The following is a 23,046-nucleotide window of genomic DNA, read 5'->3' as shown; positions in this document are numbered from 1 at the left end:
ATTTCAATCTTAATGTACTTCGTAATGATTACTGCTGAGGTAGCGGTAAAAGTCTGTCAACTTCATTGTCAAAACACGGTTGACTACGTTGACTTGGTTGATTAGCTGTTGGTAATCCAGATTAACAGGACCGATAATGGCTAGAATTCCAACTCCCCGATAAGGAATGAGGAACTTGCTACTAATCACCGCTAGGTCAGCTAGACAGGACTCTTGACTGTCTGCAACACGGACGTTTTGCATCTGATCTTCACGCAACCCCTCACGAATCTCCAGAGCCACCTTTTGCGGTTGGTCAAAGAACTGATAAGCTGCCAGATTGGCAAAATTCAAGAGATTAACCTTGCCCGCCACCACAATGTTTTCGTTGAACATTTCCTTAAAGATATGTTCAAAGAGATCAATCACATTATCCGTTGTTGTAAAGTAACGCTGGATAATCTGCGGAATCTCCGTCCGAATCTTGTAGTGAATATCTAGAACAGTGTGACCGAGGAAACGTTCCTGAATGATGCTCTTCAGTTTCAGCAAATCCTCCTGCAAGAAGTTTCTTGGAATCAGAAACTGACTGGTAACCGTTCGAGACTCGTCTAGGGTAAATACTGCCAAGGCTGTATGTTGCCCCAAAACAACGATATCAAAGGCTGTCAAACGTTGCCTGCTCGGCTCAACATCCAGTGCTACTACCGTACAGCCACTCAGGTCTGTCAGTAGATTAGCAGCCTCTTGCAGAATATCCTCCAATTTGAAGAATTCCTGATCAAAGGCTTTGACAATCTCATATACCTCATTTTCAGCTAGTCGGTCAAAATCCAGTGAGTGTTTCACATAGTACTGAAAACCAGCAACACTTGGCATCCGACCACTTGAAGTATGGGCCTTTTCAAGCAAACCTTGCTTTTCTAGAGCTGCCATATCATTACGAATAGTTGCACTGCTAGAGTTAATAGACTCTTGCAAGGCTTTGGATCCGACAGGTTCGTGCGTTTTGGTAAAGATGTCAATAATCAGATTTAAAATATCCTGCTGACGCTCTGTGACCATCTCATCACTCCTCTCTGTCTGATCGATTAGCACTCGATACATCTAAGTGCTAACTTATGATTCTATTATACACCCTTAAAAGAGAATGTCAAGACAAAAACTCAAAAAATTAGCACTCTTTTATCAAGAGTGCTAAAAATCAGTCTGAAGACCTAGAACCCTACCTTCCATCTACTCGGTATTTCCTTTTAAGTCTGAAAAAACCATGGATTAGATAAGAAATCAGAAAAGCATATAAAAGAAAAATAATAAAGAAAGATATAGAAAGTTCTTCTTTAAATAAACTCATACAAACAACAAGACCACCTGAGAAAGCAACTGTACATGAACGAAGTCTATTTCGCATAACTTCCCACCTAAGTTCCTTGCTCATATAGACTTGATCCTCTGGAAGTAAATCAGAAGACGATTTACGAAGAATCGTACAAGAACCTGCTCCTATCAATTCCCAACCTCTATTTCTAAAATCTTGCAGTTCATGCTTATATTTTTTAAGAAATCTAGAATCATAGATACAGTAGATGACATCGTCTGGTTGACATTGGTCAAAATAGAACAAACCAAAACAACTCGTTCTATATCTCCACCCCTTCAAATGCATCTCATGTAAATATTCTTCTTCCTTGTCCAAATCAAGAATAGTGAAAACCCGAAATCGCTTTTTATTTATCATGACTTCCCCTCCAATTTTAAACATACCTACCCTATCATAAATCTGATAATTCCTTCTTTTTATGCCATAACTTCCAGCTAATATAGACAACCATTAACAAAAGGATTAAAGACAAGAAAATATCTAGCCCAACCACAAGAAATTTCCATAGATCAAACGTATTACTTCTATCGAGCAATATAAATAGGAATGGTATATGTATGGCTAGCAAAAGCAAACTCGGTACTAGTCGCAGTCTTAAAATGCGATTAACCATATCCAACTTGTTAGTAGCATCGTTATAAATTTCAAACTCTGCAGACGATTCAACTTCAGAACGTGCTTTTCTAAAATAGGAAAAACTATTAAAGTCTGTAATATGCTCCCAGCCACAATCTTTAAATAGTTGTAAATAGGAGGTTCTCTCTGATTTTTTCATGGGATAAAAGTCCAACTGATAAGACACTTGCTCAGGCTGACATTTTTCAAAGGTATACTTAACTACAAACAATAAGATAGAATAGCTTACTTTCCTAAGTTTCCAGCCCTTAGCATGCATTTCTCTAAAGTATAGAGCCTCCCTCTCATAATCCGCAATTGTAAAAATTCGATAAACAATTTTCTTTTCCATCATACTTCCTCCCGACTGTTTCTATAGAGCCGTTCAATACGCTTCAATTCAATACCTAAGACTTTGCGTCCCAAGTCTGTAATCTGATAGATTTTCCGTTTTTCCTCTTCACGAACAAAGGAAATCAAGCCATCCTTTTCCATCTTTGACAAGGTTCCATACATAGTTCCAGGACTAATCCAGACTTGCGAATCTGTCATTTCCTTAACTTTTTGCGTAATACTATAACCATGACGCTCCTTTTGCAGACAGAACAAGATATAAAAACCCGTTTCCGTCATTGGAAGATAAACTCGACGAATCTTATCCGTCAATTCCATTTATAACCACCTCCTATTCAGTTCGATATATCGCACTTCGTTATATAAAATATATCACACCTCGATATAAAAAGCAAGAAAAAAGACTGCCCTCAGGCAATCTTTCTTCTATATTAGTATTAGTAAAGGTCTAAATAATTATCAATTTCCCATTGTGAAACGAAGGTTGCATAACTTGCCCATTCGATTCGTTTGGCTTCAAGGAAACTAGTATAGATATGTTCTCCGAGAGCCGCTCTGACAACCTCATCTTCAGTCAGAGCTTTCAAAGCGTTGTGAAGGGTTGATGGAAGGTCTGTAATACCAGCTTCCTTGCGCTCTTCTGCTGTCATGATGTAGATATTTTCTTCGATAGGAGCTGGTGCTTCAATTTTATTTTCAATACCATGCAAACCAACTTCCAACAGTACAGCCATCGCGATATATGGGTTTGCCATCGGATCCACTGAACGCAACTCAAGACGAGTTCCCATACCACGTGAAGCAGGCACGCGCACAAGTGGCGAACGGTTACGACCAGCCCAAGCAATGTAAACAGGGGCTTCATAACCTGGAACCAAACGTTTGTATGAGTTAACTGTTGGGTTCATGATGGCAGTATAGTTGTAGGCATGCTTAATCAAACCGCCAAGAAAATGGTAGGCCGTTTCTGACAACTGCATTCCTTTTGGATCATTTGGATCAAAGAAGGCATTATTTCCTTCTGCATCAAACAAGGACATATTACAGTGCATACCTGATCCAGCAATACCAAATTTTGGTTTCGCCATAAAGGTTGCGTAAAGGCCATGTTTGCGAGCAATGGTTTTAACAACGAGCTTAAAGATTTGAATCTTATCACAAGCACGGAGAACTTCATCGTACTTGAAGTCAATTTCGTGTTGTCCAACCGCAACCTCGTGGTGACTCGCTTCTACTTCAAATCCCATTTTAGTCAAGACATTGACAATCTCACGACGCGTATTGTCCGCAAGGTCAGTAGGCGCCAAATCAAAGTAGCCACCCTTGTCATTTACTTCAAGTGTTGGGTCTCCATTTTCATCCAACTTAAATAGGAAGAATTCTGGTTCTGGACCAAGGTTGAAAGATTTGAATCCGACTTCTTCCATGTGACGAAGAGCACGTTTCAAATTGCCACGAGGGTCACCCGCAAATGGTTCACCTTCTGTTGTATAGACATCACAGATCAAACCTGCAACACTTCCATTTTCATCTCCCCAAGGGAAGACTGTCCATGTATCCAAGTCTGGGTACAAGTACATATCTGACTCATTGATACGTACAAAACCTTCAATAGAAGATCCATCAAACATCGCCTTGTTTGACAAGACTTTATCTAACTGTTCATCTGTAGCAGGAATTTCGACGTTTTTCATGGTTCCCAAAATATCTGAGAACATAAGACGAATAAAGGTAACATTTTTTTCCTTGACTTCACGACGAATATCTGCAGCTGTGATTGGCATGAGTTTTCTCCTTAATGTATGACTACTTGCGGTTACCTAACCGCGACCAAAAGGTGACCGTACTGAAGCAAAGCGACCCTGTTGGAGGAGTTCATTGTGAAGTGCACGACGCACCTCAGTCTGACTCACCGCTTTCTTGGATTTCGCTTCACGTTCAGCATACTTTTTCTTAATGGCAGCGATATTATAACCTTCAGAGATATAATCTTTGATTTCAAGCAGACGATCCATGTCATTCAAGGAATACATGCGACGGTTTCCTTCGTTTCGATCAGGTTTAATCAACTCTTGATCTTCATAATAACGAATCTGACGCGCCGATAGGTCGGTCAACTTCATAACACTGCCGATAGGAAAAACAGCCATATTTCGGCGAAATTCTTTTTCCTTCATTTACAATTTCCTTCTTTCTGTCTATTATAGTCTAAAAAAAGACAAACGTCAATTGATAATGTTATAAAATGTAACATTATTTTTCTTTTTTCTCTAAAATGAGCCGAATACGATCAATATCGTAATTTACGAGAATTGCGACAAAAACTCCCATGAAAGTTTCTGATACACGCGCAAATACGTACAAAATTGTTTCGCCACTCGGAATCGATAGGGTAATGATTAACATAGCTGCTACACCACCAATAACTCCTGCTTTGTTATTCATGGCTACATTTGTCATAATGGTTAACATGGTGCAGATTGGAACAACTACCAAGGTCACCCAAAAGGCTTCGTGGAAAAAGGTATTTAATAAGAAGAAGACTAGGGCATAGAGGCCACCGATACTATTTCCTAGAATACGCGAAGTCCCAAAATGGACACTCTTATCAAAACTCTCCCTCAGGCTAAAAACGGCTGTCAAAGCACCAATTTGAAGACCTTTCCAACCAAAAAAGCCAAAAATCAAGAGAACTAGAAAAACAGCAATACCTGTTTTAAAGGTTCGCATACCAAGTTTGAACTGGGATTTATCGAATTTATATTTTTTAAAATAACTCATAATCTCAACTTTCTATTTCCATTTTATCATAAATCGGTGATTTTTATGAGTAATAGTTGAGAGGAAGCGTTTTTATTTTAAGCAAAAGAAAAGAGGAACTTTCATCCCTCTCTTCTTTGACTTGTTTATAAAATCTTATTTTTCTGTCAAGGCTGCAAGTCCTGGAAGAACTTTACCTTCAAGAAGTTCCATTGATGCTCCACCACCAGTAGAGATCCATGAGAACTTGTCTGCACGGCCAAGGTTAATCGCTGCGGCAGCTGAGTCACCACCACCAATGATTGATTTAACTCCTGGTTGTTTCACGATAGCGTCCATCACACCAATTGTACCAGCTTGGAAGTCTGGGTTTTCAAATACACCCATAGGTCCGTTCCATACAACTGTTTTGGCACCAGTCAAAGCTTCGTCAAATTTAGCGATAGATTTTGGACCGATGTCAAGACCAAGGAAGCCTGGATCCACTGCTTCACCTTCAGTGTCTTTCACTTCAGTGTAACCAGCAAATGCGTTAGCTTCTTTTGAGTCAACTGGCAAGATCAATTTACCGTTTGCTTTTTCAAGAAGAGCTTTCGCAACATCCACTTTGTCTTCTTCTACAAGTGAGTTACCGATTTCGATACCTTGTGCTTTGTAGAATGTGTAAGTCATACCACCACCGATAAGAACTTTATCAGCTTTTTCAAGCAAGTTTTCGATAACACCGATCTTGTCTGAAACTTTTGAACCACCAAGGATAGCTACGAATGGACGTTCTGGAGCTTCAACTGCTTCTTGGATGTAGGCAATTTCGTTTTCAAGAAGGAAACCAGCAACTGCTTTTTCAACGTTTGCTGAGATACCAACGTTAGATGCGTGTGCACGGTGAGCTGTACCGAATGCATCGTTTACGAAGATACCATCTCCAAGTGATGCCCAGTATTTACCAAGTTCAGGATCGTTTTTAGATTCTTTCTTGCCGTCAACATCTTCGTAACGAGTGTTTTCAACCAAGAGAACTTGTCCATCTTCAAGAGCGTTGATAGCTGCTTCCAATTCAGCACCACGAGTTACACCTGGGAAAACAACGTCTTGGCCAAGTTTTGCTGCCAAGTCTGCTGCTACAGGAGCAAGTGATTTACCAGCTTTATCAGCTTCTTCTTTTACACGTCCAAGGTGAGAGAAAAGAATTGCACGTCCACCTTGTTCGATGATGTACTTAATAGTTGGAAGAGCTGCTGTGATACGGTTGTCGTTAGTGATTACGCCATCTTTCAATGGTACGTTGAAATCAACACGAACGAGGACTTTTTTACCTTTCAAGTCAACGTCTTTAACAGTAAGTTTTGCCATGTTACAAAAACCCCTTTATTTATTTTATTCGAAACTATTATATCACACTTTGGAAATATAAGGAAAGATTTCACAAGATTTTTCGATATTTAATCTTTGTGGCATGCTAGAGTATATTATTTTTGCTTTTTCTAACGAATTTTCTTTCTAAAATCTTAGCTTAACACTTGTTAGATTTACTTTTATCCTTTAAAATAGAATAGGAGAAATTCCGTTATTATTTTTCGGAGGAAAAAGAAATGTCCATCAATTGGCAGGAAATTTTATTTCACTTTTTAGGTGGTCTGGGACTATTCTTATATAGTATCAAGACCATGGGAGACGGTTTGCAACAAGCTGCTGGAGATCGCCTTCGTTTTTACATTGACAAGTACACTAGCAATCCCTTTTTAGGTGTTCTAGTTGGGATTGTCGTAACTGCCCTGATTCAGTCAAGTACAGGGGTTACAGTTATCACGGTTGGACTGGTCAGCGCTAGTCTTCTCACTCTTAGACAAGCTATCGGAATTATCATGGGAGCCAACATCGGAACCACAGTTACTTCCTTTATCATCGGTTTCAAACTTGGTGAGTATGCTTTACCCCTGATTTTCCTTGGAACCATGTTCCTATTTTTTACAAAAAACAGAACCGCAAACAATATCGGGCGCATCCTGTTTGGTGTAGGGGGAATCTTCTACGCCCTCAACCTCATCAGTGCCGGTATGAGTCCTCTTAAAGATTTACCACAATTCAAGGAATACATGGTAACCTTGGGACAAAATCCTGTGTTGGGAGTTTTTGCCGGTGCAGTGATTACCGTTCTCATCCAAGCTTCTTCTGCGACAATCGGGATTTTGCAAGGTCTCTATGCAGGTGGATTCCTTGACCTTAAAGGTTCGCTACCAGTTCTCTTCGGGGATAATATCGGGACAACCCTAACAGTTATCATCGCGGCAGCTGGAGCCAATATCTCTGCGAAACGCGTTGCTGCAACCCACGTCACCTTTAACGTATTAGGAACTATCCTTTGCTTAATCTTATTAGGTCCATTTACGTCTATGATTGAGTACTTCCAGGCACTCCTTCACCTCTCACCTGAGATGACCATCGCCTTCTCGCACGGTGCCTTTAACGTAAGTAATACCATTGTACAATTTCCATTCATCGGAGCCTTGGCCTACTTTGTAACCAAGCTCATCCCTGGTGAAGATGAAGTTGTCAAGTATGAGCCACTTTATCTTGATGAGCATTTGATTAAACAAGCTCCATCAATCGCTCTCGGAAATGCCAAGAAAGAACTCCTTCACTTAGGAAATTATGCTTCTAAAGCCTTTGACCTTTCATACAACTACATCATTGACCTTAATGAAAAGGTTGCTGAAAAAGGCCACAAGACAGAGGAAGCCATCAATACCATTGATGAAAAATTGACTCGTTACCTTATTACTCTTTCAAGTGAAGCCCTTAGCCAGAAAGAAAGTGAAGTGCTCACCAACATTCTTGATTCATCCCGCGATTTGGAACGGATTGGGGACCACGCAGAAGCGCTAATCAACCTGACTGACTACCTTCAACGTAAAAATGTTGAGTTCTCTGAAGCTGCTTTACAGGAATTAGCTGATATCTATCAAAAGACCACTGGCTTTATCAAAGATGCCCTTGACAGCGTGGAAAACAATGATATTGAAAAAGCTCAAAGTCTGATTGAACGCCATAAAGAAATCAACAATATGGAACGTGTTCTCAGAAAGACTCACATCAAACGCCTCAACAAGGGCGAGTGTTCAACACAAGCTGGGGTCAACTTTATCGATATTGTTTCCCACTACACTCGAGTGTCTGACCACGCTATGAATCTAGCTGAAAAGGTCATCGCTGAACAAATCTAATATCCAAGAAGCTATCCTAATACTCAATGAAAATCAAAGAGCAAACTAGGAAACTAGCCACAGGCTGTACTTGAGTACGGCAAGGCGACGTTGACGTGGTTTGAATTTGATTTTCGAAGAGTATAAATGGGATGGCTTTTTCTTCTCCTCACCAAGAATTACTCTTCTACCATATAAAAAATGCTTTGATCCACAATGGAATCAAAGCATTTTAAAGAGCTCCCCGTACATAAGCGCAGAAGCCGCAGTTCCTCTGTACTTGGATTCTTCTCTTTTGATAAAGCGAGCCAAGTTGAGCAACTCAGGTGCCGGATGTTTGGGATTTAGGAGCAATTCACGATTGACCAGGCCTGAGAGACGAACTGCCAGCAATTGCTCATTTGTAGTAGGCAGTTTTTTAGCAGTCTCTAGGAGAGCAGCAACTAAATCTTCACTCAAATCATGTCGAGCATGATTGTAAAGATCTTTTACAAGGCTTTCTAGGTTTGGTTCTACCATCCCTACCACCTCCCTTATGGTTTAATAATGTTTAATCAAATCAACTGTTGAACGATCCAATTTCTTCACCAAGGCTTGTAAGAAAGCTTGCGCTTCTAAGAAGTCATCCATTGCATAGAGGGTTTGGTGAGAATGGATATAACGAGCGCAAACACCGATTGTTGTAGATGGGACACCACCATTTTTCAGATGAGCTGCGCCAGCGTCTGTTCCGCCTTTGCCACAGTAGTATTGGTACTTGATACCAGCTTCTTCAGCCGTTGTTAAAAGGAAATCCTTCATTCCTGGGAGAAGCAAGTGACCTGGATCGTAGAAACGAATCAAGGTTCCATCCCCAATCTTGCCTTGACCGCCATAAACATCACCAGCAGGTGAGCAGTCAACTGCTAGGAAAACTTCTGGGTCAAACTTAGTTGTGGAAGTATGAGCACCACGAAGACCAACTTCTTCTTGGACGTTAGAGCCAAGATAGAGTTCATTGCCAAGTTTTTGACCTGACAGAGCTTCTGCTAACTCACTAACCATGAGCACACCGTAGCGGTTATCCCAAGCTTTTGAGATGATATTTTTTTCATTGGCTGTCAAGATTGCAGAACTATCTGGTACGATGGTATCGCCAGGACGGATGCCAAAGCTTTCTGCCTCAGCCTTATCCGCAAAACCGCCATCAAAGACGATATCTGCAATAGCTGGCATAGTTGGTCCACCCTTTCCACGTGTCAAATGTGGCGGAACAGAACCCGAAATCACAGGAATTTCACGACCGTCACGAGTCAAGAGTTTGAAACGTTGGCTACTAACCACCATGGGGTTCCAGCCACCGATTTCAACGACACGGAAGGTACCATCTGGCTTAATCTCGCTGACCATAAAACCAACTTCATCCATATGAGAAGCGACCAAGACGCGCGGTGCATCTGCAGCTTCTGAATGTTTAATTCCGAAAATACCACCCAAGCCATCTGTCACCACTTCATCCACGTGCGGTGTTAACTTTTCACGAAGATAAGCACGGACAGGTGCTTCATGACCTGAGATCGCAGCAAGTTCTGTTACTTCTTTGATTTTTGAAAATAATGTTGTCATTTCAGTTCCTTCTTTCTTTCATCCATTTTACCACTTTTTATAGGAGAAGGATAGCGGGAAGGTAGATTTCTAAATTAGTATCTTAGTCTTACTGTACCTTAGAAAAAGCTTGTATTTTCTTGCATGTGATGTGAAATCTAAGAACTATTCCAAGACCAACCAAACTATTAATTCCCAAACACAAAACAATTCAATGCTATATTTGTTCAGTTTTTCATGAAATTTGCAGAAAATAGTTGACTTCGCCTTCTTATTTCTTTAAAATAGTACAAAACTAGAAAAAGGAAAAAATCATGACCAAAACAATTCTTGTTACAGGTGGAGCTGGCTACATTGGCTCCCATACCGTTAAAGCTCTTTTAAATGCTGGCTATCAGGTACATGTTCTAGATAATCTCTCTACAGGAAATCGAGCGGCTGTAGATAGTCGTGCTAGCTTTAAACAACTGGATGTTTATGATGCTAATGCCTTAAAAACTTACTTGGAAGAAAACAAGATTGACGCTGTTCTGCATTGTGCGGGTGAAATTGTTGTGAGCGAAAGTATTGAAAATCCAAGTAAATACTTCACTGCCAATGTTGCGGGTATGAACCAAGTTCTAAAAGTCTTATCTGAAGTTGGTATTCAAAAAATCATGTTCTCTTCAACTGCTTCCCTCTATGGTAATAACTGTATTGACAAGCCAGCTACTGAAGATACCCTGCTCGACCCTGTCAATCCTTATGCAGAAACAAAACTGATGGGTGAACGAATGATTTACTGGATGGCCAATCGCTACGATTGGAAATATGTCATTTTCCGTTACTTTAATGTAGCTGGGGCTGAAATGGATGCTTCAAACGGCCTGCGTGTAAAAAATCCAACTCACATCATTCCCAATATCAACAAGACCGCATTGGGACAAAATGATAGCCTAAAAATATTTGGAGATGACTACGATACACGTGATGGTTCATGTATTCGGGATTACATTCATGTCTTGGACCTTGCACAGGCTCATGTTAAAGGAATGAACTACCTATTTCAAGAAGACAGTTCTTCTCAAATCTTTAACTTGGGAACTGAAAAAGGCTATACCGTCAAAGAAATCTTTAAAACTGCTGAAGAATTACTGAATCAAAAAATACCACACGAAATTGTTGCTCGCCGTGCTGGTGACCCAGCCAGCGTCCTAGCAGACGCATCAAAAGCTAAAAAATATCTTGATTGGAAGGCTAGCTACTCCCTCGAAGATATTATTTTATCAGATTATCGTTGGCGTGTTAAAGAAGGCAAAAACATTTTAAAATAGGAGAACAGAGGAGAAGGTCCTGGTACTCTCTCCTTGTTTTATTCATTAAATTGTCAGAAAATTTATTGACAGATTAAAGAAATCGTGTTACAGTAATATCCGCAGGTATCTTTCGATACCAAATCTACATAAAAGGATGGGGTATGAAACTTTCTCATTATTTAATTGGCTTACTTCTACTCCTAGTCTTTCTCTCTATTAGCATTGGGACCAGTGATTTTTCATGGGGAAAGCTCTTTGCTTTCGACCAGCAGACCTGGCTTCTCTTTCAAGAGTCCCGTCTTCCAAGGACCATTAGCATTCTTCTGACTGCCTCTAGTATGAGTATGGCAGGACTTCTCATGCAGACTATCACTCAAAATCAGTTTGCTGCTCCGAGTACAGTTGGAACCACTGAAGCCGCCAAACTGGGAATGGTATTGAGCCTCTTTGTCTTTCCGTCGGCTAGTCTGACCCAAAAGATGCTCTTCGCTTTTGTTTCATCCATCGTATTCACCCTCTTCTTCCTAGCCTTTATGACCATTTTTACTATAAAGGAAAGGTGGATGTTGCCTCTGATTGGGATCATCTATAGTGGAATTATCGGTTCTGTGACAGAAGTTATCGCCTACCGTTTCAATCTGGTTCAGAGTATGACAGCTTGGACCCAGGGCTCCTTCTCCATGATTCAGACTCATCAGTATGAATGGCTTTTCTTAGGGCTCATTATCCTGATAGCCGTTTGGAAATTATCCCAAACTTTTACCATCATGAATCTAGGAAAAGAAACCAGTGAAAGTTTGGGGATTTCTTACTCTCTACTTGAAAAACTGGCCCTCTTTCTGGTGGCGCTAACGACTAGTGTCACCATGATTACCGTGGGTGGCTTGCCATTTCTCGGAGTCATCGTTCCCAATCTTGTCCGCAAGCGCTATGGAGATAATTTGAGTCAAACCAAACTCATCGTCGCACTGGTCGGTGCCAATCTAGTTCTGGCCTGCGATATCCTATCCCGAGTTCTGATTCGGCCCTATGAGCTGTCTGTCAGTCTTCTACTAGGAATCATTGGTAGCCTCGTCTTTATCCTACTTCTCTGGAGAGGGGGACGAAAAGATGCAGTCTAAAAGCAAACATACTAAGCTATTCTGCCTTCTCATTATTCTGGCCATCGGAGCTTGTCTCCTCTATTTTTGGCCCATCACTCACTTGTCAGCCTTTGCCTGGAAGCTACGTTCCCAAAAGATCATCGTTTATCTCTTGGTAGCCATTGCGACTGGGATTTCGACCATTAGTTTTCAAACCCTGACGGAAAATCGCTTCCTGACGCCAAGTATTTTAGGAATCGAATCCTTCTACGTCCTACTGCAAACTCTACTACTGGTTTTTGAAAGCAAGTTTCTTCAACTTGGCAAGTCCCCTATCTTAGAATTCCTAATCTTACTTCTCATCCAATCCCTCTTCTTTTTCGCCTTACAAGGCTACTTGAAGGCACTAATGAAGCAAGACCTGGTCTTCATCCTGTTGATCTGTCTAGCACTCGGAAGTCTCTTTCGAAATATCAGTACCTTCCTTCAGGTCCTGATGGATCCAAACGAATACGATAAACTGCAAAACAGTCTTTTTGCCTCCTTTCAACATCTCAACACTTCCATCCTAGCCATCGGTTCTCTGATTATCCTTGCTTTGACCATCTTTTTCTTTCGAAAAGCAGTCATTCTGGATGTCTTGCACCTACAAAGAGAAACGGCTCAGATATTGGGACTCGATGTTGAAAAAGAACAGAAAGAACTCCTCTGGGGTATCGTGCTTTTGACCTCAACAGCAACTGCCCTGGTAGGGCCTATGGCCTTCTTCGGCTTTATGCTGGCCAACCTCACCTACCTAATCGTCAAAGACTATCGGCACAAGTTACTCTTTATCGTAGCCATTCTGGTTGGATTTATTAGCTTGACCTTGGGGCAGGCCCTGATTGAACGAGTCTTTGCTTTGGAAATTCGCATCAGCATGATCATCGAGAGTGTTGGAGGTCTCTTATTCTTTATCTTACTTTACAGGAGGGCGCGTCAGTGAAACTGGAAAACATTGACAAATCCATTCAAAAACAGGATATTTTGCAAGGCATTTCGCTTGAAGTCAGTCCTCAGAAACTGACAGCCTTTATTGGTCCAAATGGTGCTGGAAAATCGACTCTCCTCTCTATCATGAGCAGACTGACCAAGAAAGATCAAGGAATTCTCAGTATCAAAGGCCGTGAAATCGAGAGCTGGAATTCGCAAGAACTGGCTCAAGAACTGACTATCCTAAAGCAGAAAATCAATTACCAAGCCAAATTGACGGTTGAAGAACTGGTCAGTTTTGGACGTTTTCCCTACAGCCGAGGTCGACTTAGACCAGAAGACTGGGAAAAAATCCGAGAAACTCTGGACTATCTGGAACTAACCAACTTAAAAGACCGCTACATCGATAGCCTGTCTGGGGGACAACTCCAGCGGGTCTTTATCGCTATGGTACTGGCCCAGGATACGGACTTTATCTTGCTGGACGAACCACTCAACAATCTCGACATCAAGCAAAGCGTCAGCATGATGCAGATTCTCAAGCGACTGGTGTCAGAGCTCGGCAAGACCATTATCATCGTTCTCCACGATATCAACATGGCCAGTCAGTATGCAGATGAAATTGTCGCATTCAAGGACGGTCAAGTCTTTAGCAAGGGAACAACCAATCAAATCATGCAGGCTGACCTGCTCAGTCAACTCTATGAGATTCCCATCACGCTAGCTGATATCAATGGCAAAAAGATTTGTATCTATAGCTAGCAACTCAGAAACTCGAGTTAGAGAACCCTCTGTCTCTTAGTCAATAAAACCTAGAGACTCCCTAAATCGTTATAACATTTTAAAAAGGAGAAATCATGAAAACATCCCTTAAATTTTATCTCACTGCCCTAGCGGCCAGCTTCTTGCTCCTACTTGGTGCATGTAGTACAAACTCAAGCACTAGTAAGACGGAGTCAAGTAGCTCTGCTCCAACAGAGGTAACCATTAAAAGTTCACTAGGTGTAGTCACACTTTCAAAAGTCCCTGAAAAGATTGTGACCTTTGACCTCGGTGCTGCGGATACTATTCGCGCTTTAGGTTTTGAAAAGAATATCGTCGGAATGCCTACAAAAACTGTTCCGACTTATCTTAAAGACCTAGCTGGAAAAGTTAAAAATGTTGGTTCTATGGTTGAGCCAGACCTAGAAGCCCTTGCTGCTCTTGAACCAGACCTAATTATCGCTTCACCACGTACCCAAAAATTCGTAGATAAGTTCAACGAAATCGCTCCGACTGTTCTCTTCCAAGCAGGCAAAGATGACTACTGGACTTCTACCAAGACTAATATCGAATCCCTAGCAAGCGCCTTCGGTGAAACTGGTACACAGAAAGCCAAGGAAGAATTGGCCAAGCTAGACAAGAACATCCAAGAAGTCGCTACTAAAAATGAAAGCTCTGACAAAAAAGCCCTTGCCATCCTCCTCAATGAAGGAAAAATGGCAGCCTTTGGTGCCCAATCTCGTTTCTCTTTCTTGTACCAAACCTTGAAATTCAAGCCAACTGATACTCAATTTGAAGACTCACGCCACGGACAGGAAGTCAGCTTTGAAAGTGTCAAAGAAATCAATCCTGACATCCTCTTTGTTATCAACCGTACCCTTGCCATCGGTGGTGACAACTCTAGCAACGATGGTGTCCTAGAAAATGCCCTCATCGCTGAAACTCCTGCTGCTAAAAATGGCAAGATCATCCAACTAACACCAGACCTCTGGTATCTAAGCGGAGGCGGTCTAGAATCAACAAAACTCATGATTGAAGACGCACAAAAATCCTTGAAATAAGCTACTTTAAACTCAATTTAATACTCAATGAAAAGCAAAGAGCAAACTAGGAAACTAACTGCAATCTCAAAACACTGTTTTGAGGTTGCAGATGGAAGTTGACGCGGTTTGAAGAGATTTTCGAAGAGTATAAAATTTTGACATTCTAAAACGCATCCTATCAAGCTCACTCAAACCTGATAGGATGCGTTTTTATCATTTCACTAAAATATTTTTACCTAGCCTCATTTTTCTTCTTGATTCCGTTTGAGGGAAAAATGGTCTGGGACGGGGTCCTTACCTGTTTTCGACCAGGGATGGCAACGTAAAATCCGAGCCAAGCCCATCAAAACACCCTTGAAGCCATGTTTTTCAATAGCCTCAATCATGTAGTTGGAACAAGTCGGCTCAAAGCGACAAGAGGGTGGAAAGGCTGGTGAGATAAAACGTTGGTAAAAGCGCACAGGCGCTATTAAAATTCGTTTCATTATTTCTTGGTTACAGCCATGGTATGTAGTTGGCTGATTTCTTTTTTGTTAAGGCGACGCGATTCACCTGGACGGAGACCTGTCAAGTCTAGGTGTCCAAAACGAGTTCGAGACAACTTATCTACTTGGAGACCGACAGCTTCAAACATCTTTTTAACCTGATGGTTACGCCCTTCATGGATGGTCAACTGCACCACAGAGCGGTTTTTAACTGGATCCACTTTGAGAATCTCATAGACAGCCGGTTTGGTTTTCTTTCCATCAATCTCAAGTCCACGGGTCAAGGGGCGCAGATTATCCTTATTGGCCACACCTTTAACACGCGCGACATAAACCTTGTCAATCTCATTACGAGGGTGAATCATCTCATCCGTAAAATCCCCATCATTGGTCAAAATCAAGACTCCTGATGTATCCCAGTCCAAACGACCTACAGGGTAGATGCGCTCTTTGACATTGGGCAAGAGGTCGACAACCGTCTTGCGACCCTTGTCATCTGTCACACTGGAAATGACACCGCGTGGTTTGTTAAGTAGATAATAGACCTTTTCTTCGTTGTAGATAGGCTGACCTTCAACTTCGACCTTGTCACCAGACTTGATGGTCGTTGCTAGTTCACGTACCACCTGGCCGTTGACCGTCACCAAACCTTGCTTGATCAGCTCTTCTGCTTTTCTCCTACTGGCCACACCTGCGTGGGCAATATACTTATTGATTCTCATCTTCTTCTATCCTTTCACCAAATAATTGGCTTTCTTGGGCTTGAATCTCAAGCTCATCAATCACTGGTAATTCTTCTAAATGGTTTATCCCCATGTAATCTAGGAAATAATCTGTAGTCACATAGAGGTTGGGGCGCCCCAACACTTCTTTTTTCCCGTCTTCCTTTATCAGGTCAAAAGCCTGCAACTTTGCCAAGGCCCCACTCGAGTTGACCCCACGGATGGCATCAATTTCTATTCGTGTGATAGGCTGTTTGTAGGCAATGATGGACAAGGTCTCAAGAGCTGCCCGAGACAAGCTCTGGTTGATAGGTGCCTTAGAGTATTCCTTCAAAATCTCTACAAATTGAGGCTTGGTCACCAATCTATAAGCTCCCCCTGTCTCAATCAGAGCCAAACTGGAATCTGGGTCCTTTTCATACTTCTGGGCTAATTTTTCTAAACTCTGTTGGATGCCTGTCGGTGGCAGAGAGAGGAGTTCAGCTAACTGGCGGACTCTAATCCCATCTTCACCCGCTACAAACAAGAGCGCTTCTATTTTTGCTAAAGTACTCATCTTTCCTCTCTATCAAGTCTAGCTTTGGGCCACTTGACTTTCTTCCTTCTTTTCCATGAGATAGATATCTCCGAAACTCTCCTCTTGCACAAGAATCAGCTCCTGGGTTTTGATTAACTCTAGGGTTGCCAAAAAGAGGGTGATAACCTCTTGGACATTCTGGGCTTCCTTAAACAAATCCTGCAAGCGCAATTGATCTCGTCCAGTCAAGGACTCTTTCACGATAACCATCATGTCCTCAATCTTATACTCATCCCGCAAGATAGTCGTGTGATTCTGTGCAAACTCCTCTTTTTTCTTGGCTAGGATATTTGAAAAAGCCAAAAAGAGGTCAATGGTCGTCTTGTCATGCACAAGCTCCGCATCTTCGTAAATCAACTCTGTCGGCGCTTTGGAATAGTACTGAGCCCGCTCTTGGTGCTTAGCCTCCAAGTGTTCACCCAAGAGCTTGAACTTGCGGTATTCTTCGATTTGAGAGAGAAGGTCCTGCTCCAGGTCATCTTCCAAATCTGTCACTTCCGCTACCTTTGGTAAGAGCTTGCGACTCTTAATCAACATCAGCTGACTGGCCATGACCATGTACTCACCCGTCACTTCCAGACGCATGGCCTGCAGGGTTGAGACATAGGCTAGATACTGTTCAATGACTTCCGTAATGGGCACATCGTAGATATCCATCTGGTACTTAGAAACTAGGTGCAAGAGCAAGTCCAGGGGCCCTTCAAAATCTTTTAATTTAATATCCATTATCTATATTTTTCTAAGGTCAGGACTGTTTTTAATCCTAATTTTTTTGCAATTTCGTACAAATCGACCTTCTTTTCTATCTGTCTTAGAATGAACTGTTCCCGCAAGGCTTGAGCGGATAAGGTTGAGAAACCTTTCTCCTTGACAAAGGACTCTAGCTGACGGAAGGCCCATTGACGAGAATAGGCTTTCCCTGTCCTTTCAAAAAGATAGGTCTGGCCCATCAAGGGTTCTAGCTCTGAAAGCAAGCTCGTGGGAATGGTGACAATCCTCTGTTGGGAAGCCTTCTGGATTCGCAACACCTGAAAGTCCAGATTGATATCCGCAACCTTTAGAGCTAAAATCTCACTCGGCAAGAGTCCCATTTCTAGGATTAAGAGCGCTAGCAAGCGACCCTCTGGATAGTCGCTTTCTTGCCAAAAAGAGTCTAGGTTTAACAGTTCTGGTTTTGAGGTCTTCTTTTCAGCTTGTTTAGCTAATTCCAAGCGGTAAAAACTATCCACTTCTCCTTTTTGATAGAGAAAGTAGAGAAATTGGTTACAGGCCGAAATCTTTCGCTTCTGGGCGCTGATTTTTAGATTGGCTAGCTGAGCTTGGTAAATCTTGAGACTGGTCTCAGAAATCCGCTCGCCTACAATGTCTAAAAATTGTTCCAGATCATACTTATAGGACTGCTTGGAATTGGCAGACAAGCCCTGCTTTTCCTCTAAAAAGGCTGAAATCCTATCTCTCATTTGCATCGAATCTCATATTCCTTACTAAAGTCATGCAAGAGGGCATTCACTGCCTTGAGGATAGACTTACGTGTGATAATTCCCTGGAAGATACCATTCTTATCTACTACAGGGAGGAAGGACTCATCCACTAGCTTGTGCAAGACCTCCGTAATGGTAAAATCAGGCGAGACGACCGCTACGTCCGTTCTCGTCATATGAACGATATCCGTATCTGCCATGATTTCTTGACTCAGATCATGCTCCATCTGATAAGCCATAATATCTCTGAGCCCAATCGTCCCAACAAACTGTTTTTCATCTGTCACAACAGGAACACGGGTATAGGTCATCTGACTAAGCAAGAGGGTCGCGTGATCTGCATTGTGGGTATCAATCAACACGGCTAGATTTTTAGCAGGGGTCAAAAAAGTTTCCTCCTGCCCCAACAAGAAAGTCTCAAACTCCTTGGCAATCATCGGCTAAACTCCTTGGACAAGCCTGGATACACCTCATGGTCTCGTGTCAAAAAGTCCACTTTAAAATAACTGTCATCAATCTCCACACGAGCATAGAGACATTCTCTGATGGTCCCACGTGGTTGACTGATGGAACCTGGATTTAGAAAGAGTGTCTTGCCTTCCATCCAAGCGCTTGGCACATGCAAGTGACCATAAAGGCAGATATCGGCCTCTTCTTCCTGAGCCCAGTAGTCCAACTTTTGAAAGTTGAAATTGATGTCAAACAGGTGTCCATGGGTTTGGATAATCTTGGTCGAACCAAGCTCTGTCACCAAACGTTCTGGGTAGCCGGCGTAGAAGTCCATGTTCCCTTTAACAACACGGATGCCTTCCCAAAGGGGAGAATCAGGACGCAGTTCAGAATCGCCGTTATGAAAAACGGCATCAACTTTGCCTACATAGCGATCACGGATTTCTTCCACAATCAAGCTATCGCCATGGGAATCGCTCATTACAATGATGGTTTGCTTTGCCATGATGGAAATACCTCCAAAAGTTTCTTAACGGCTAAGGCGCGGTGAGATTGGCTATTTTTTTCTTCAAGGGTTAATTCAGCTGATGACTTGCCTGTCTCTCCTACAAGGAAGAGAGGATCGTAACCAAATCCATTTTCACCCTTTGGTTCAAAGTTAATGTAGCCAGGCCAGTCTGCTTCAACAACCAAACTTTCCTTGTTGGGACTGGCTACGACTAGGGTTGTATGGAATTGAGCCGAGCGGTCCTTGAGTTCAAAGACCATGGCCAATTCGTGCAAGAGCTTGGCATTGTTTTCACGGTCAGTAGCTCCCACACCTGCGAAACGAGCTGACCAGACACCTGGCAAGCCACCAAGGACATCAACTTTCAGTCCAGAATCATCTGCCAGAACCATCTTGCCTGTTAATTGAGAAATAGTTTCTGCCTTGAGACGGGCATTTTCTTCGAAGGTCATGCCTGTTTCTGCTACTTCAGGCAAGTCAGGATAGTCATTGAGATTTTCCACATCGTAGCCTAGCTTGTCAAAGATAGCTCGGAATTCCTTGGTCTTGCCCTCGTTACGAGTCGCAATCAATAAGGTTTCTCTGACCTTGTTTGTCTCAAAGAAATCATGAACATCGACCCCTTCTTTGGGCAATTCCACATACAAGAGTTGCCCATTTTCAACCAATAGCAGGGCTCCCTGACGTTGAATAACTTCCAAATTTCGTCCCATTTCTTGGTTAAGGATATCTACTACAAAAGACAATAAACGGTAGGGAGAACCATAGCGTAAAACAGTAACTGAAAGTGGAAAACCTCGTTCCTCGTCTCGAAAGATTTTGGCCAATCCAACTAGAGGAAAATCCAAGTCTTCATCAGTCAAAGTCCGGACACCACCAAAAATACTATAGGACCCAACATACCAGTCCTGGTCATCCTTGTATTCATAAATTTTATTTGTCATAATTCTACATGCTCCACATGAATCTCTTTTTCAAGCCATTCTTCACCAATTTGTGCAAAACTTTGGCTGCTGGCTGTTGTGTAAAAACGGTGATGGAGTGGTCCGGCATCACGACCACGATTGATTTCAAAATAATTGAGTAAGACTGAAATGTCCCGTACGCACTCTGCCCCACTATCGATAAGTTGAACCTTGGGCCCCATAACATTTTGAATAATAGGTCTGAGAAGCGGATAATGGGTACAACCCAAAATCAGGCTATCTACCTTTCCAACCAAGGGACGTAGGGTTTCATAGACCACTTTCTTGGTGACACTGGTTGACAGGGCACCCGACTCCACCAAGGTAGCAAACTTGGGACAGGCCAAACTCTCCACCTGTAAGTCCGGATCCAGATCGTTGATTTTCTGACGATAAATGTCAGATTGGACCGTCATGGGCGTTCCAATCACTCCGATTTTCCCACCTTGGCTGGACTTGATGGCTGCCGAAGCTCCTGGCAAAATTACACCTAGGACAGGAATATCTAGTTGAGCCTTGATTTCTTCCCAGACGACCGCAGTCGCTGTATTACAAGCAATGACAATCATTTTGACATCCTTGGTCAAAAGAAAGTTGACCAACTGCCAAGTATATTCACGAATTTGCTCAGCAGGACGGGGCCCGTAAGGCGCGCGTGCCGAATCTCCAATATAGACGATTTCTTCATGGGGAAGTTGGCGCATGAGCTCGCGCACAACGGTCAAGCCCCCGACACCCGAATCCAAAAAACCAATTGGTCGATTATCCATACAGTCTTCTTTCTAGTCTTTTTTCTGATTGATAGTTCATTATGATTATTTATCTTTATGAACCGAATGACAGCCTAATCAATAACTATCTCTCTTAATCATAATCAAATATCAATAGAATGCAAGGAAAAAGTTTCATCCCTAAACCATAACCAACATAGTGAGAAGTCTGGAACTTTCATCCCAGACTTTTCCTTATTTATTTTTTCTTTTTATTGTTAGCAAGGGCTGCTTTTTGTTGGCGGATGATTTGGTGGTAAACTTGTTGTACCTTAGCTTCGCTTGGTTTTTGACCATTTGCACTCAAAAGAGTACGAACTGCTTCAGCATTCAAACGTGGGTTGTCAGCAAATTCTTTTTCAATTTGCTTACGAACCAAGTACATTCCTCCAAGAGCTCCCCCTAGAAAAGCTAGCACAATCAATACAATTGCTAATAGTAAATCCATCATTTTTCTCCTGTTTCTTTTTGAGTCCCTTTCATTATACCACAAACTAGCCACCCTGACTAGTTTGTTTTACGCTTTCAGGAAGGGAATATACAGCAAAAAAACCCCTACTTTTCTGCAAAAGAGGGCTCCTTGCTGAGTTTAATTTACATAAATAGCCAGTGTTTGATAGGGTTTGAGTAGAATTTTTTCAGACACTTCTGCATCTTCATAGTTTGAAATCAAAATTCGTCCATTTTGGTAGGCTAGAGGTAAATCGATTTCCACTTCTGTGGCATAAAAATTATTGAGCACTAGTAACATTTGATCCTCATACTGGCGTTCAAAAGCATAGACTTGTTTGTTATCTTCAAAGGCTGGTTTGTAACTTCCTTCTGAGATGATAGGCATTTCTTTACGAAGTCGAATCAAGTCTCGGTAGAATGTGAAAATCGGACCTTGGATTTCATTTTCTACATTGATATGAGGGTAGGATTTTCCTGCCTTGAGCCAAGGTGTCCCTACTGTAAATCCTGCATTTTCCGAAGAATCCCACTGCATGGGAATTCGTGAATTATCACGCGACTTAGCCTGAATAATCTGGAAGGCTTCTTCCTGACTCTTCCCTTCCTCTAAGAGCATCTGATAGGCATTGAGCGATTCGACATCCACATAATCAGCCATAGAATCATAGTCTGGGTCAATCATCCCGATTTCCTCGCCCATATAGATATAAGGTGTCCCGCGAGAATTTCGATTTTTAGATTTTGCAAAACGTAAGAAATAAAAGACTGAGACACCATATCTCAGCCTTTTTCTTTATCCTAAAACCAATTCATCACTGACTAGACCTTGCCCACTATTTTTCTGGAAGAGATGCATGAGATCTTCAACCGTCAGATGCTTTTTCTCCTCTCCCTTAACATCCACCACTATCTTACCCTGATAGAGCATAATGAGACGATTACCATACTCAATCGCATGGTTCATATCGTGGGTAATCATTAAAGTCGTCAACTGATGGTGTTCCACAATCTTTTGCGTCAAATCCATCACCATTTGACTAGTTTTCGGGTCAAGTGCCGCAGTATGTTCATCCAAAAGCAAAAGTTTGGGTTTCACCAGAGCTGCCATGACTAGGGTCAAGGCCTGTCTTTGTCCTCCTGAAAGGTATTGAGTATCCACTTTCAAACGATTTTCAAGGCCAATATTCAACTCCTTCAAGGCCTCTTGAAACTGAATTCTATCCTTCTCCTTCACGCCCCAACCAAGCCCTCTCTTTTGCCCACGTCTCAAGGCAATAGCCATATTCTCCTCAATCGTTAAACGAGAAGCTGTTCCCATCTTCGGATCTTGAAAAACACGGGCTATATCCTTGGCCCTCTTTCGTACACTCAGATTTTTAATGGATTTCCCTGCCAGTAGAAGGTCCCCTTCGTCCACCGATAGATTGCCAGCCAAGATATTCATCAAAGTGGATTTCCCTGCTCCATTTCCACCAATCACAGAGATAAAATCTCCCTCTTCAACTTCTAAATCTAATCCTTTGAGGACATGGTTCTCATTAACCGTCCCTGCTTCAAATGTTTTGTGAATATTTTCAAGTGTTAACAAACTTGCCATAACTTTCT

The 23,046-nt window shown here is 42.0% G+C and carries 27 protein-coding genes and 1 pseudogene; 6 read left to right on the top strand and 22 right to left on the bottom strand.

Translation table 11 applies throughout. The features are described 5' to 3' along the window. Window positions 1-9 precede the first annotated feature (9 nt). The 8 genes from hrcA to B7699_RS02235 form a co-directional block, all read right to left on the bottom strand. A complete protein-coding gene (gene hrcA / locus B7699_RS02270; protein ID WP_000255759.1) occupies window positions 10-1,044 on the bottom strand; it encodes a heat-inducible transcriptional repressor HrcA in 1,035 nt (344 codons plus the stop codon). A gap of 160 nt (window positions 1,045-1,204) precedes the next feature. Continuing rightward, the gene (locus tag B7699_RS02265) at window positions 1,205-1,717 is read right to left on the bottom strand and encodes a DUF2812 domain-containing protein (RefSeq protein WP_084927053.1); all 513 of its coding nucleotides are present in this window, start codon (window positions 1,715-1,717) and stop codon (window positions 1,205-1,207) included. A gap of 34 nt (window positions 1,718-1,751) precedes the next feature. Continuing rightward, the gene (locus B7699_RS02260; RefSeq protein WP_084927017.1) at window positions 1,752-2,327 is read right to left on the bottom strand and encodes a DUF2812 domain-containing protein; all 576 of its coding nucleotides are present in this window, start codon (window positions 2,325-2,327) and stop codon (window positions 1,752-1,754) included. Continuing rightward, complete coding sequence (locus B7699_RS02255; protein ID WP_084927016.1) at window positions 2,327-2,647, bottom strand: PadR family transcriptional regulator; 321 nt, start codon at window positions 2,645-2,647, stop codon at window positions 2,327-2,329. Before B7699_RS02255 ends, B7699_RS02260 begins: the two co-directional genes overlap by 1 nt. 119 nt (window positions 2,648-2,766) lie before the next feature. Continuing rightward, the gene (gene glnA, locus B7699_RS02250; RefSeq protein WP_001122886.1) at window positions 2,767-4,113 is read right to left on the bottom strand and encodes a type I glutamate--ammonia ligase; all 1,347 of its coding nucleotides are present in this window, start codon (window positions 4,111-4,113) and stop codon (window positions 2,767-2,769) included. A 36-nt stretch (window positions 4,114-4,149) separates the two neighbouring features. Then, complete coding sequence (glnR, locus tag B7699_RS02245) at window positions 4,150-4,506, bottom strand: transcriptional repressor GlnR (RefSeq protein WP_000659548.1); 357 nt, start codon at window positions 4,504-4,506, stop codon at window positions 4,150-4,152. Between the two features lie 76 nt (window positions 4,507-4,582). Further along, window positions 4,583-5,110 carry an FUSC family protein gene (locus tag B7699_RS02240; protein ID WP_004255937.1) on the bottom strand — a complete coding sequence of 176 codons (528 nt, stop codon included), beginning with the start codon at window positions 5,108-5,110 and terminating at the stop codon, window positions 4,583-4,585. 135 nt (window positions 5,111-5,245) lie between these two features. Next, entirely contained in the window at window positions 5,246-6,442 is a 1,197-nt protein-coding gene (locus B7699_RS02235; protein WP_084927015.1) for a phosphoglycerate kinase, read from the bottom strand. A 239-nt stretch (window positions 6,443-6,681) separates the two neighbouring features. Here B7699_RS02235 and B7699_RS02230 point away from each other — a divergent pair, with 239 nt between their 5' ends. After that, window positions 6,682-8,313, top strand: coding sequence for a Na/Pi cotransporter family protein (locus tag B7699_RS02230; RefSeq protein ID WP_084927014.1), 1,632 nt, complete (start codon window positions 6,682-6,684; stop codon window positions 8,311-8,313). Window positions 8,314-8,514: 201 nt separating this feature from the next. On the opposite strand, the gene B7699_RS02225 is transcribed toward B7699_RS02230, so the two are convergent. Then, window positions 8,515-8,811 carry a bacteriocin immunity family protein gene (locus tag B7699_RS02225; protein WP_084890535.1) on the bottom strand — a complete coding sequence of 99 codons (297 nt, stop codon included), beginning with the start codon at window positions 8,809-8,811 and terminating at the stop codon, window positions 8,515-8,517. Window positions 8,812-8,832: 21 nt separating this feature from the next. Continuing rightward, on the bottom strand, window positions 8,833-9,897 hold the full coding sequence (pepA, locus tag B7699_RS02220) for a glutamyl aminopeptidase (RefSeq protein ID WP_050391053.1): 1,065 nt from the start codon (window positions 9,895-9,897) through the stop codon (window positions 8,833-8,835). Window positions 9,898-10,190: 293 nt separating this feature from the next. Here pepA and galE point away from each other — a divergent pair, with 293 nt between their 5' ends. The 5 genes from galE (at window position 10,191) to B7699_RS02195 (ending at window position 15,048) form a co-directional block, all read left to right on the top strand. Beyond that, window positions 10,191-11,189, top strand: coding sequence for a UDP-glucose 4-epimerase GalE (galE, locus tag B7699_RS02215; RefSeq protein WP_084927013.1), 999 nt, complete (start codon window positions 10,191-10,193; stop codon window positions 11,187-11,189). A gap of 143 nt (window positions 11,190-11,332) precedes the next feature. Continuing rightward, a complete protein-coding gene (locus tag B7699_RS02210; protein WP_192851994.1) occupies window positions 11,333-12,292 on the top strand; it encodes an ABC transporter permease in 960 nt (319 codons plus the stop codon). Continuing rightward, the gene (locus B7699_RS02205) at window positions 12,282-13,238 is read left to right on the top strand and encodes an iron chelate uptake ABC transporter family permease subunit (RefSeq protein WP_084927011.1); all 957 of its coding nucleotides are present in this window, start codon (window positions 12,282-12,284) and stop codon (window positions 13,236-13,238) included. Before B7699_RS02210 ends, B7699_RS02205 begins: the two co-directional genes overlap by 11 nt. Beyond that, window positions 13,235-13,987: an iron ABC transporter ATP-binding protein gene (locus tag B7699_RS02200; RefSeq protein WP_084927010.1), complete on the top strand. Its 753-nt coding sequence runs from the start codon at window positions 13,235-13,237 to the stop codon at window positions 13,985-13,987. The genes B7699_RS02205 and B7699_RS02200 overlap by 4 nt, the downstream gene beginning before the upstream one ends. Window positions 13,988-14,082: 95 nt before the next feature. Then, complete coding sequence (locus B7699_RS02195) at window positions 14,083-15,048, top strand: siderophore ABC transporter substrate-binding protein (protein ID WP_084927009.1); 966 nt, start codon at window positions 14,083-14,085, stop codon at window positions 15,046-15,048. 224 nt (window positions 15,049-15,272) lie between these two features. On the opposite strand, the gene yidD is transcribed toward B7699_RS02195, so the two are convergent. From yidD to B7699_RS02135, 12 genes and pseudogenes are all read right to left on the bottom strand, one after another. After that, entirely contained in the window at window positions 15,273-15,515 is a 243-nt protein-coding gene (yidD, locus tag B7699_RS02190; protein ID WP_084927008.1) for a membrane protein insertion efficiency factor YidD, read from the bottom strand. Further along, window positions 15,515-16,237 (bottom strand): pseudouridine synthase, encoded by a 723-nt coding sequence (locus tag B7699_RS02185; RefSeq protein ID WP_001222228.1) that lies wholly within the window; start codon window positions 16,235-16,237, stop codon window positions 15,515-15,517. Before B7699_RS02185 ends, yidD begins: the two co-directional genes overlap by 1 nt. Further along, on the bottom strand, window positions 16,224-16,793 hold the full coding sequence (scpB, locus tag B7699_RS02180) for an SMC-Scp complex subunit ScpB (RefSeq protein WP_024057383.1): 570 nt from the start codon (window positions 16,791-16,793) through the stop codon (window positions 16,224-16,226). Before scpB ends, B7699_RS02185 begins: the two co-directional genes overlap by 14 nt. Before the next feature lie 18 nt (window positions 16,794-16,811). Continuing rightward, the gene (locus B7699_RS02175) at window positions 16,812-17,540 is read right to left on the bottom strand and encodes a segregation/condensation protein A (protein WP_045605577.1); all 729 of its coding nucleotides are present in this window, start codon (window positions 17,538-17,540) and stop codon (window positions 16,812-16,814) included. After that, on the bottom strand, window positions 17,540-18,274 hold the full coding sequence (gene xerD / locus B7699_RS02170) for a site-specific tyrosine recombinase XerD (protein WP_338014942.1): 735 nt from the start codon (window positions 18,272-18,274) through the stop codon (window positions 17,540-17,542). Before xerD ends, B7699_RS02175 begins: the two co-directional genes overlap by 1 nt. Further along, entirely contained in the window at window positions 18,271-18,732 is a 462-nt protein-coding gene (cbpB, locus tag B7699_RS02165) for a cyclic-di-AMP-binding protein CbpB (RefSeq protein ID WP_049499725.1), read from the bottom strand. The genes xerD and cbpB overlap by 4 nt, the downstream gene beginning before the upstream one ends. Further along, window positions 18,729-19,250: a metallophosphoesterase gene (locus B7699_RS02160; RefSeq protein WP_001118952.1), complete on the bottom strand. Its 522-nt coding sequence runs from the start codon at window positions 19,248-19,250 to the stop codon at window positions 18,729-18,731. Before B7699_RS02160 ends, cbpB begins: the two co-directional genes overlap by 4 nt. Beyond that, window positions 19,226-20,197 carry a nucleoside-triphosphate diphosphatase gene (locus B7699_RS02155; RefSeq protein WP_049499724.1) on the bottom strand — a complete coding sequence of 324 codons (972 nt, stop codon included), beginning with the start codon at window positions 20,195-20,197 and terminating at the stop codon, window positions 19,226-19,228. The genes B7699_RS02160 and B7699_RS02155 overlap by 25 nt, the downstream gene beginning before the upstream one ends. Then, a complete protein-coding gene (gene racE / locus B7699_RS02150) occupies window positions 20,194-20,988 on the bottom strand; it encodes a glutamate racemase (RefSeq protein ID WP_078237956.1) in 795 nt (264 codons plus the stop codon). The genes B7699_RS02155 and racE overlap by 4 nt, the downstream gene beginning before the upstream one ends. A 199-nt stretch (window positions 20,989-21,187) precedes the next feature. Continuing rightward, window positions 21,188-21,436 (bottom strand): YneF family protein, encoded by a 249-nt coding sequence (locus B7699_RS02145; protein WP_000364990.1) that lies wholly within the window; start codon window positions 21,434-21,436, stop codon window positions 21,188-21,190. A 141-nt stretch (window positions 21,437-21,577) separates the two neighbouring features. Further along, window positions 21,578-22,165 (bottom strand): annotated as a pseudogene (locus tag B7699_RS02140) (alpha-amylase family glycosyl hydrolase); the annotation flags it as partial. 69 nt (window positions 22,166-22,234) lie between these two features. After that, window positions 22,235-23,038, bottom strand: a complete 804-nt coding sequence (locus B7699_RS02135) for an ABC transporter ATP-binding protein (protein ID WP_084927005.1) — start codon at window positions 23,036-23,038, stop codon at window positions 22,235-22,237. Window positions 23,039-23,046: the final 8 nt, after the last annotated feature.

The organism is Streptococcus mitis (assembly GCF_002096835.1).
Taxonomy (GTDB): Bacteria; Bacillota; Bacilli; order Lactobacillales; family Streptococcaceae; genus Streptococcus; species Streptococcus mitis_W.
This window is presented reverse-complemented; position numbering and strand designations above follow the sequence as displayed.

Coding starts and splice junctions, on each gene's coding strand:
- hrcA (WP_000255759.1), bottom strand. CDS start 1,044: ATGGTCACAGAGCGTCAGCAGGATATTTTAAATCTGATTATTGACATC.
- B7699_RS02265 (WP_084927053.1), bottom strand. CDS start 1,717: ATGATAAATAAAAAGCGATTTCGGGTTTTCACTATTCTTGATTTGGAC.
- B7699_RS02260 (WP_084927017.1), bottom strand. CDS start 2,327: ATGGAAAAGAAAATTGTTTATCGAATTTTTACAATTGCGGATTATGAG.
- B7699_RS02255 (WP_084927016.1), bottom strand. CDS start 2,647: ATGGAATTGACGGATAAGATTCGTCGAGTTTATCTTCCAATGACGGAA.
- glnA (WP_001122886.1), bottom strand. CDS start 4,113: ATGCCAATCACAGCTGCAGATATTCGTCGTGAAGTCAAGGAAAAAAAT.
- glnR (WP_000659548.1), bottom strand. CDS start 4,506: ATGAAGGAAAAAGAATTTCGCCGAAATATGGCTGTTTTTCCTATCGGC.
- B7699_RS02240 (WP_004255937.1), bottom strand. CDS start 5,110: ATGAGTTATTTTAAAAAATATAAATTCGATAAATCCCAGTTCAAACTT.
- B7699_RS02235 (WP_084927015.1), bottom strand. CDS start 6,442: ATGGCAAAACTTACTGTTAAAGACGTTGACTTGAAAGGTAAAAAAGTC.
- B7699_RS02230 (WP_084927014.1), top strand. CDS start 6,682: ATGTCCATCAATTGGCAGGAAATTTTATTTCACTTTTTAGGTGGTCTG.
- B7699_RS02225 (WP_084890535.1), bottom strand. CDS start 8,811: ATGGTAGAACCAAACCTAGAAAGCCTTGTAAAAGATCTTTACAATCAT.
- pepA (WP_050391053.1), bottom strand. CDS start 9,897: ATGACAACATTATTTTCAAAAATCAAAGAAGTAACAGAACTTGCTGCG.
- galE (WP_084927013.1), top strand. CDS start 10,191: ATGACCAAAACAATTCTTGTTACAGGTGGAGCTGGCTACATTGGCTCC.
- B7699_RS02210 (WP_192851994.1), top strand. CDS start 11,333: ATGAAACTTTCTCATTATTTAATTGGCTTACTTCTACTCCTAGTCTTT.
- B7699_RS02205 (WP_084927011.1), top strand. CDS start 12,282: ATGCAGTCTAAAAGCAAACATACTAAGCTATTCTGCCTTCTCATTATT.
- B7699_RS02195 (WP_084927009.1), top strand. CDS start 14,083: ATGAAAACATCCCTTAAATTTTATCTCACTGCCCTAGCGGCCAGCTTC.
- yidD (WP_084927008.1), bottom strand. CDS start 15,515: ATGAAACGAATTTTAATAGCGCCTGTGCGCTTTTACCAACGTTTTATC.
- B7699_RS02185 (WP_001222228.1), bottom strand. CDS start 16,237: ATGAGAATCAATAAGTATATTGCCCACGCAGGTGTGGCCAGTAGGAGA.
- scpB (WP_024057383.1), bottom strand. CDS start 16,793: ATGAGTACTTTAGCAAAAATAGAAGCGCTCTTGTTTGTAGCGGGTGAA.
- B7699_RS02175 (WP_045605577.1), bottom strand. CDS start 17,540: ATGGATATTAAATTAAAAGATTTTGAAGGGCCCCTGGACTTGCTCTTG.
- xerD (WP_338014942.1), bottom strand. CDS start 18,274: ATGAGAGATAGGATTTCAGCCTTTTTAGAGGAAAAGCAGGGCTTGTCT.
- cbpB (WP_049499725.1), bottom strand. CDS start 18,732: ATGATTGCCAAGGAGTTTGAGACTTTCTTGTTGGGGCAGGAGGAAACT.
- B7699_RS02160 (WP_001118952.1), bottom strand. CDS start 19,250: ATGGCAAAGCAAACCATCATTGTAATGAGCGATTCCCATGGCGATAGC.
- B7699_RS02155 (WP_049499724.1), bottom strand. CDS start 20,197: ATGACAAATAAAATTTATGAATACAAGGATGACCAGGACTGGTATGTT.
- racE (WP_078237956.1), bottom strand. CDS start 20,988: ATGGATAATCGACCAATTGGTTTTTTGGATTCGGGTGTCGGGGGCTTG.
- B7699_RS02145 (WP_000364990.1), bottom strand. CDS start 21,436: ATGGATTTACTATTAGCAATTGTATTGATTGTGCTAGCTTTTCTAGGG.
- B7699_RS02135 (WP_084927005.1), bottom strand. CDS start 23,038: ATGGCAAGTTTGTTAACACTTGAAAATATTCACAAAACATTTGAAGCA.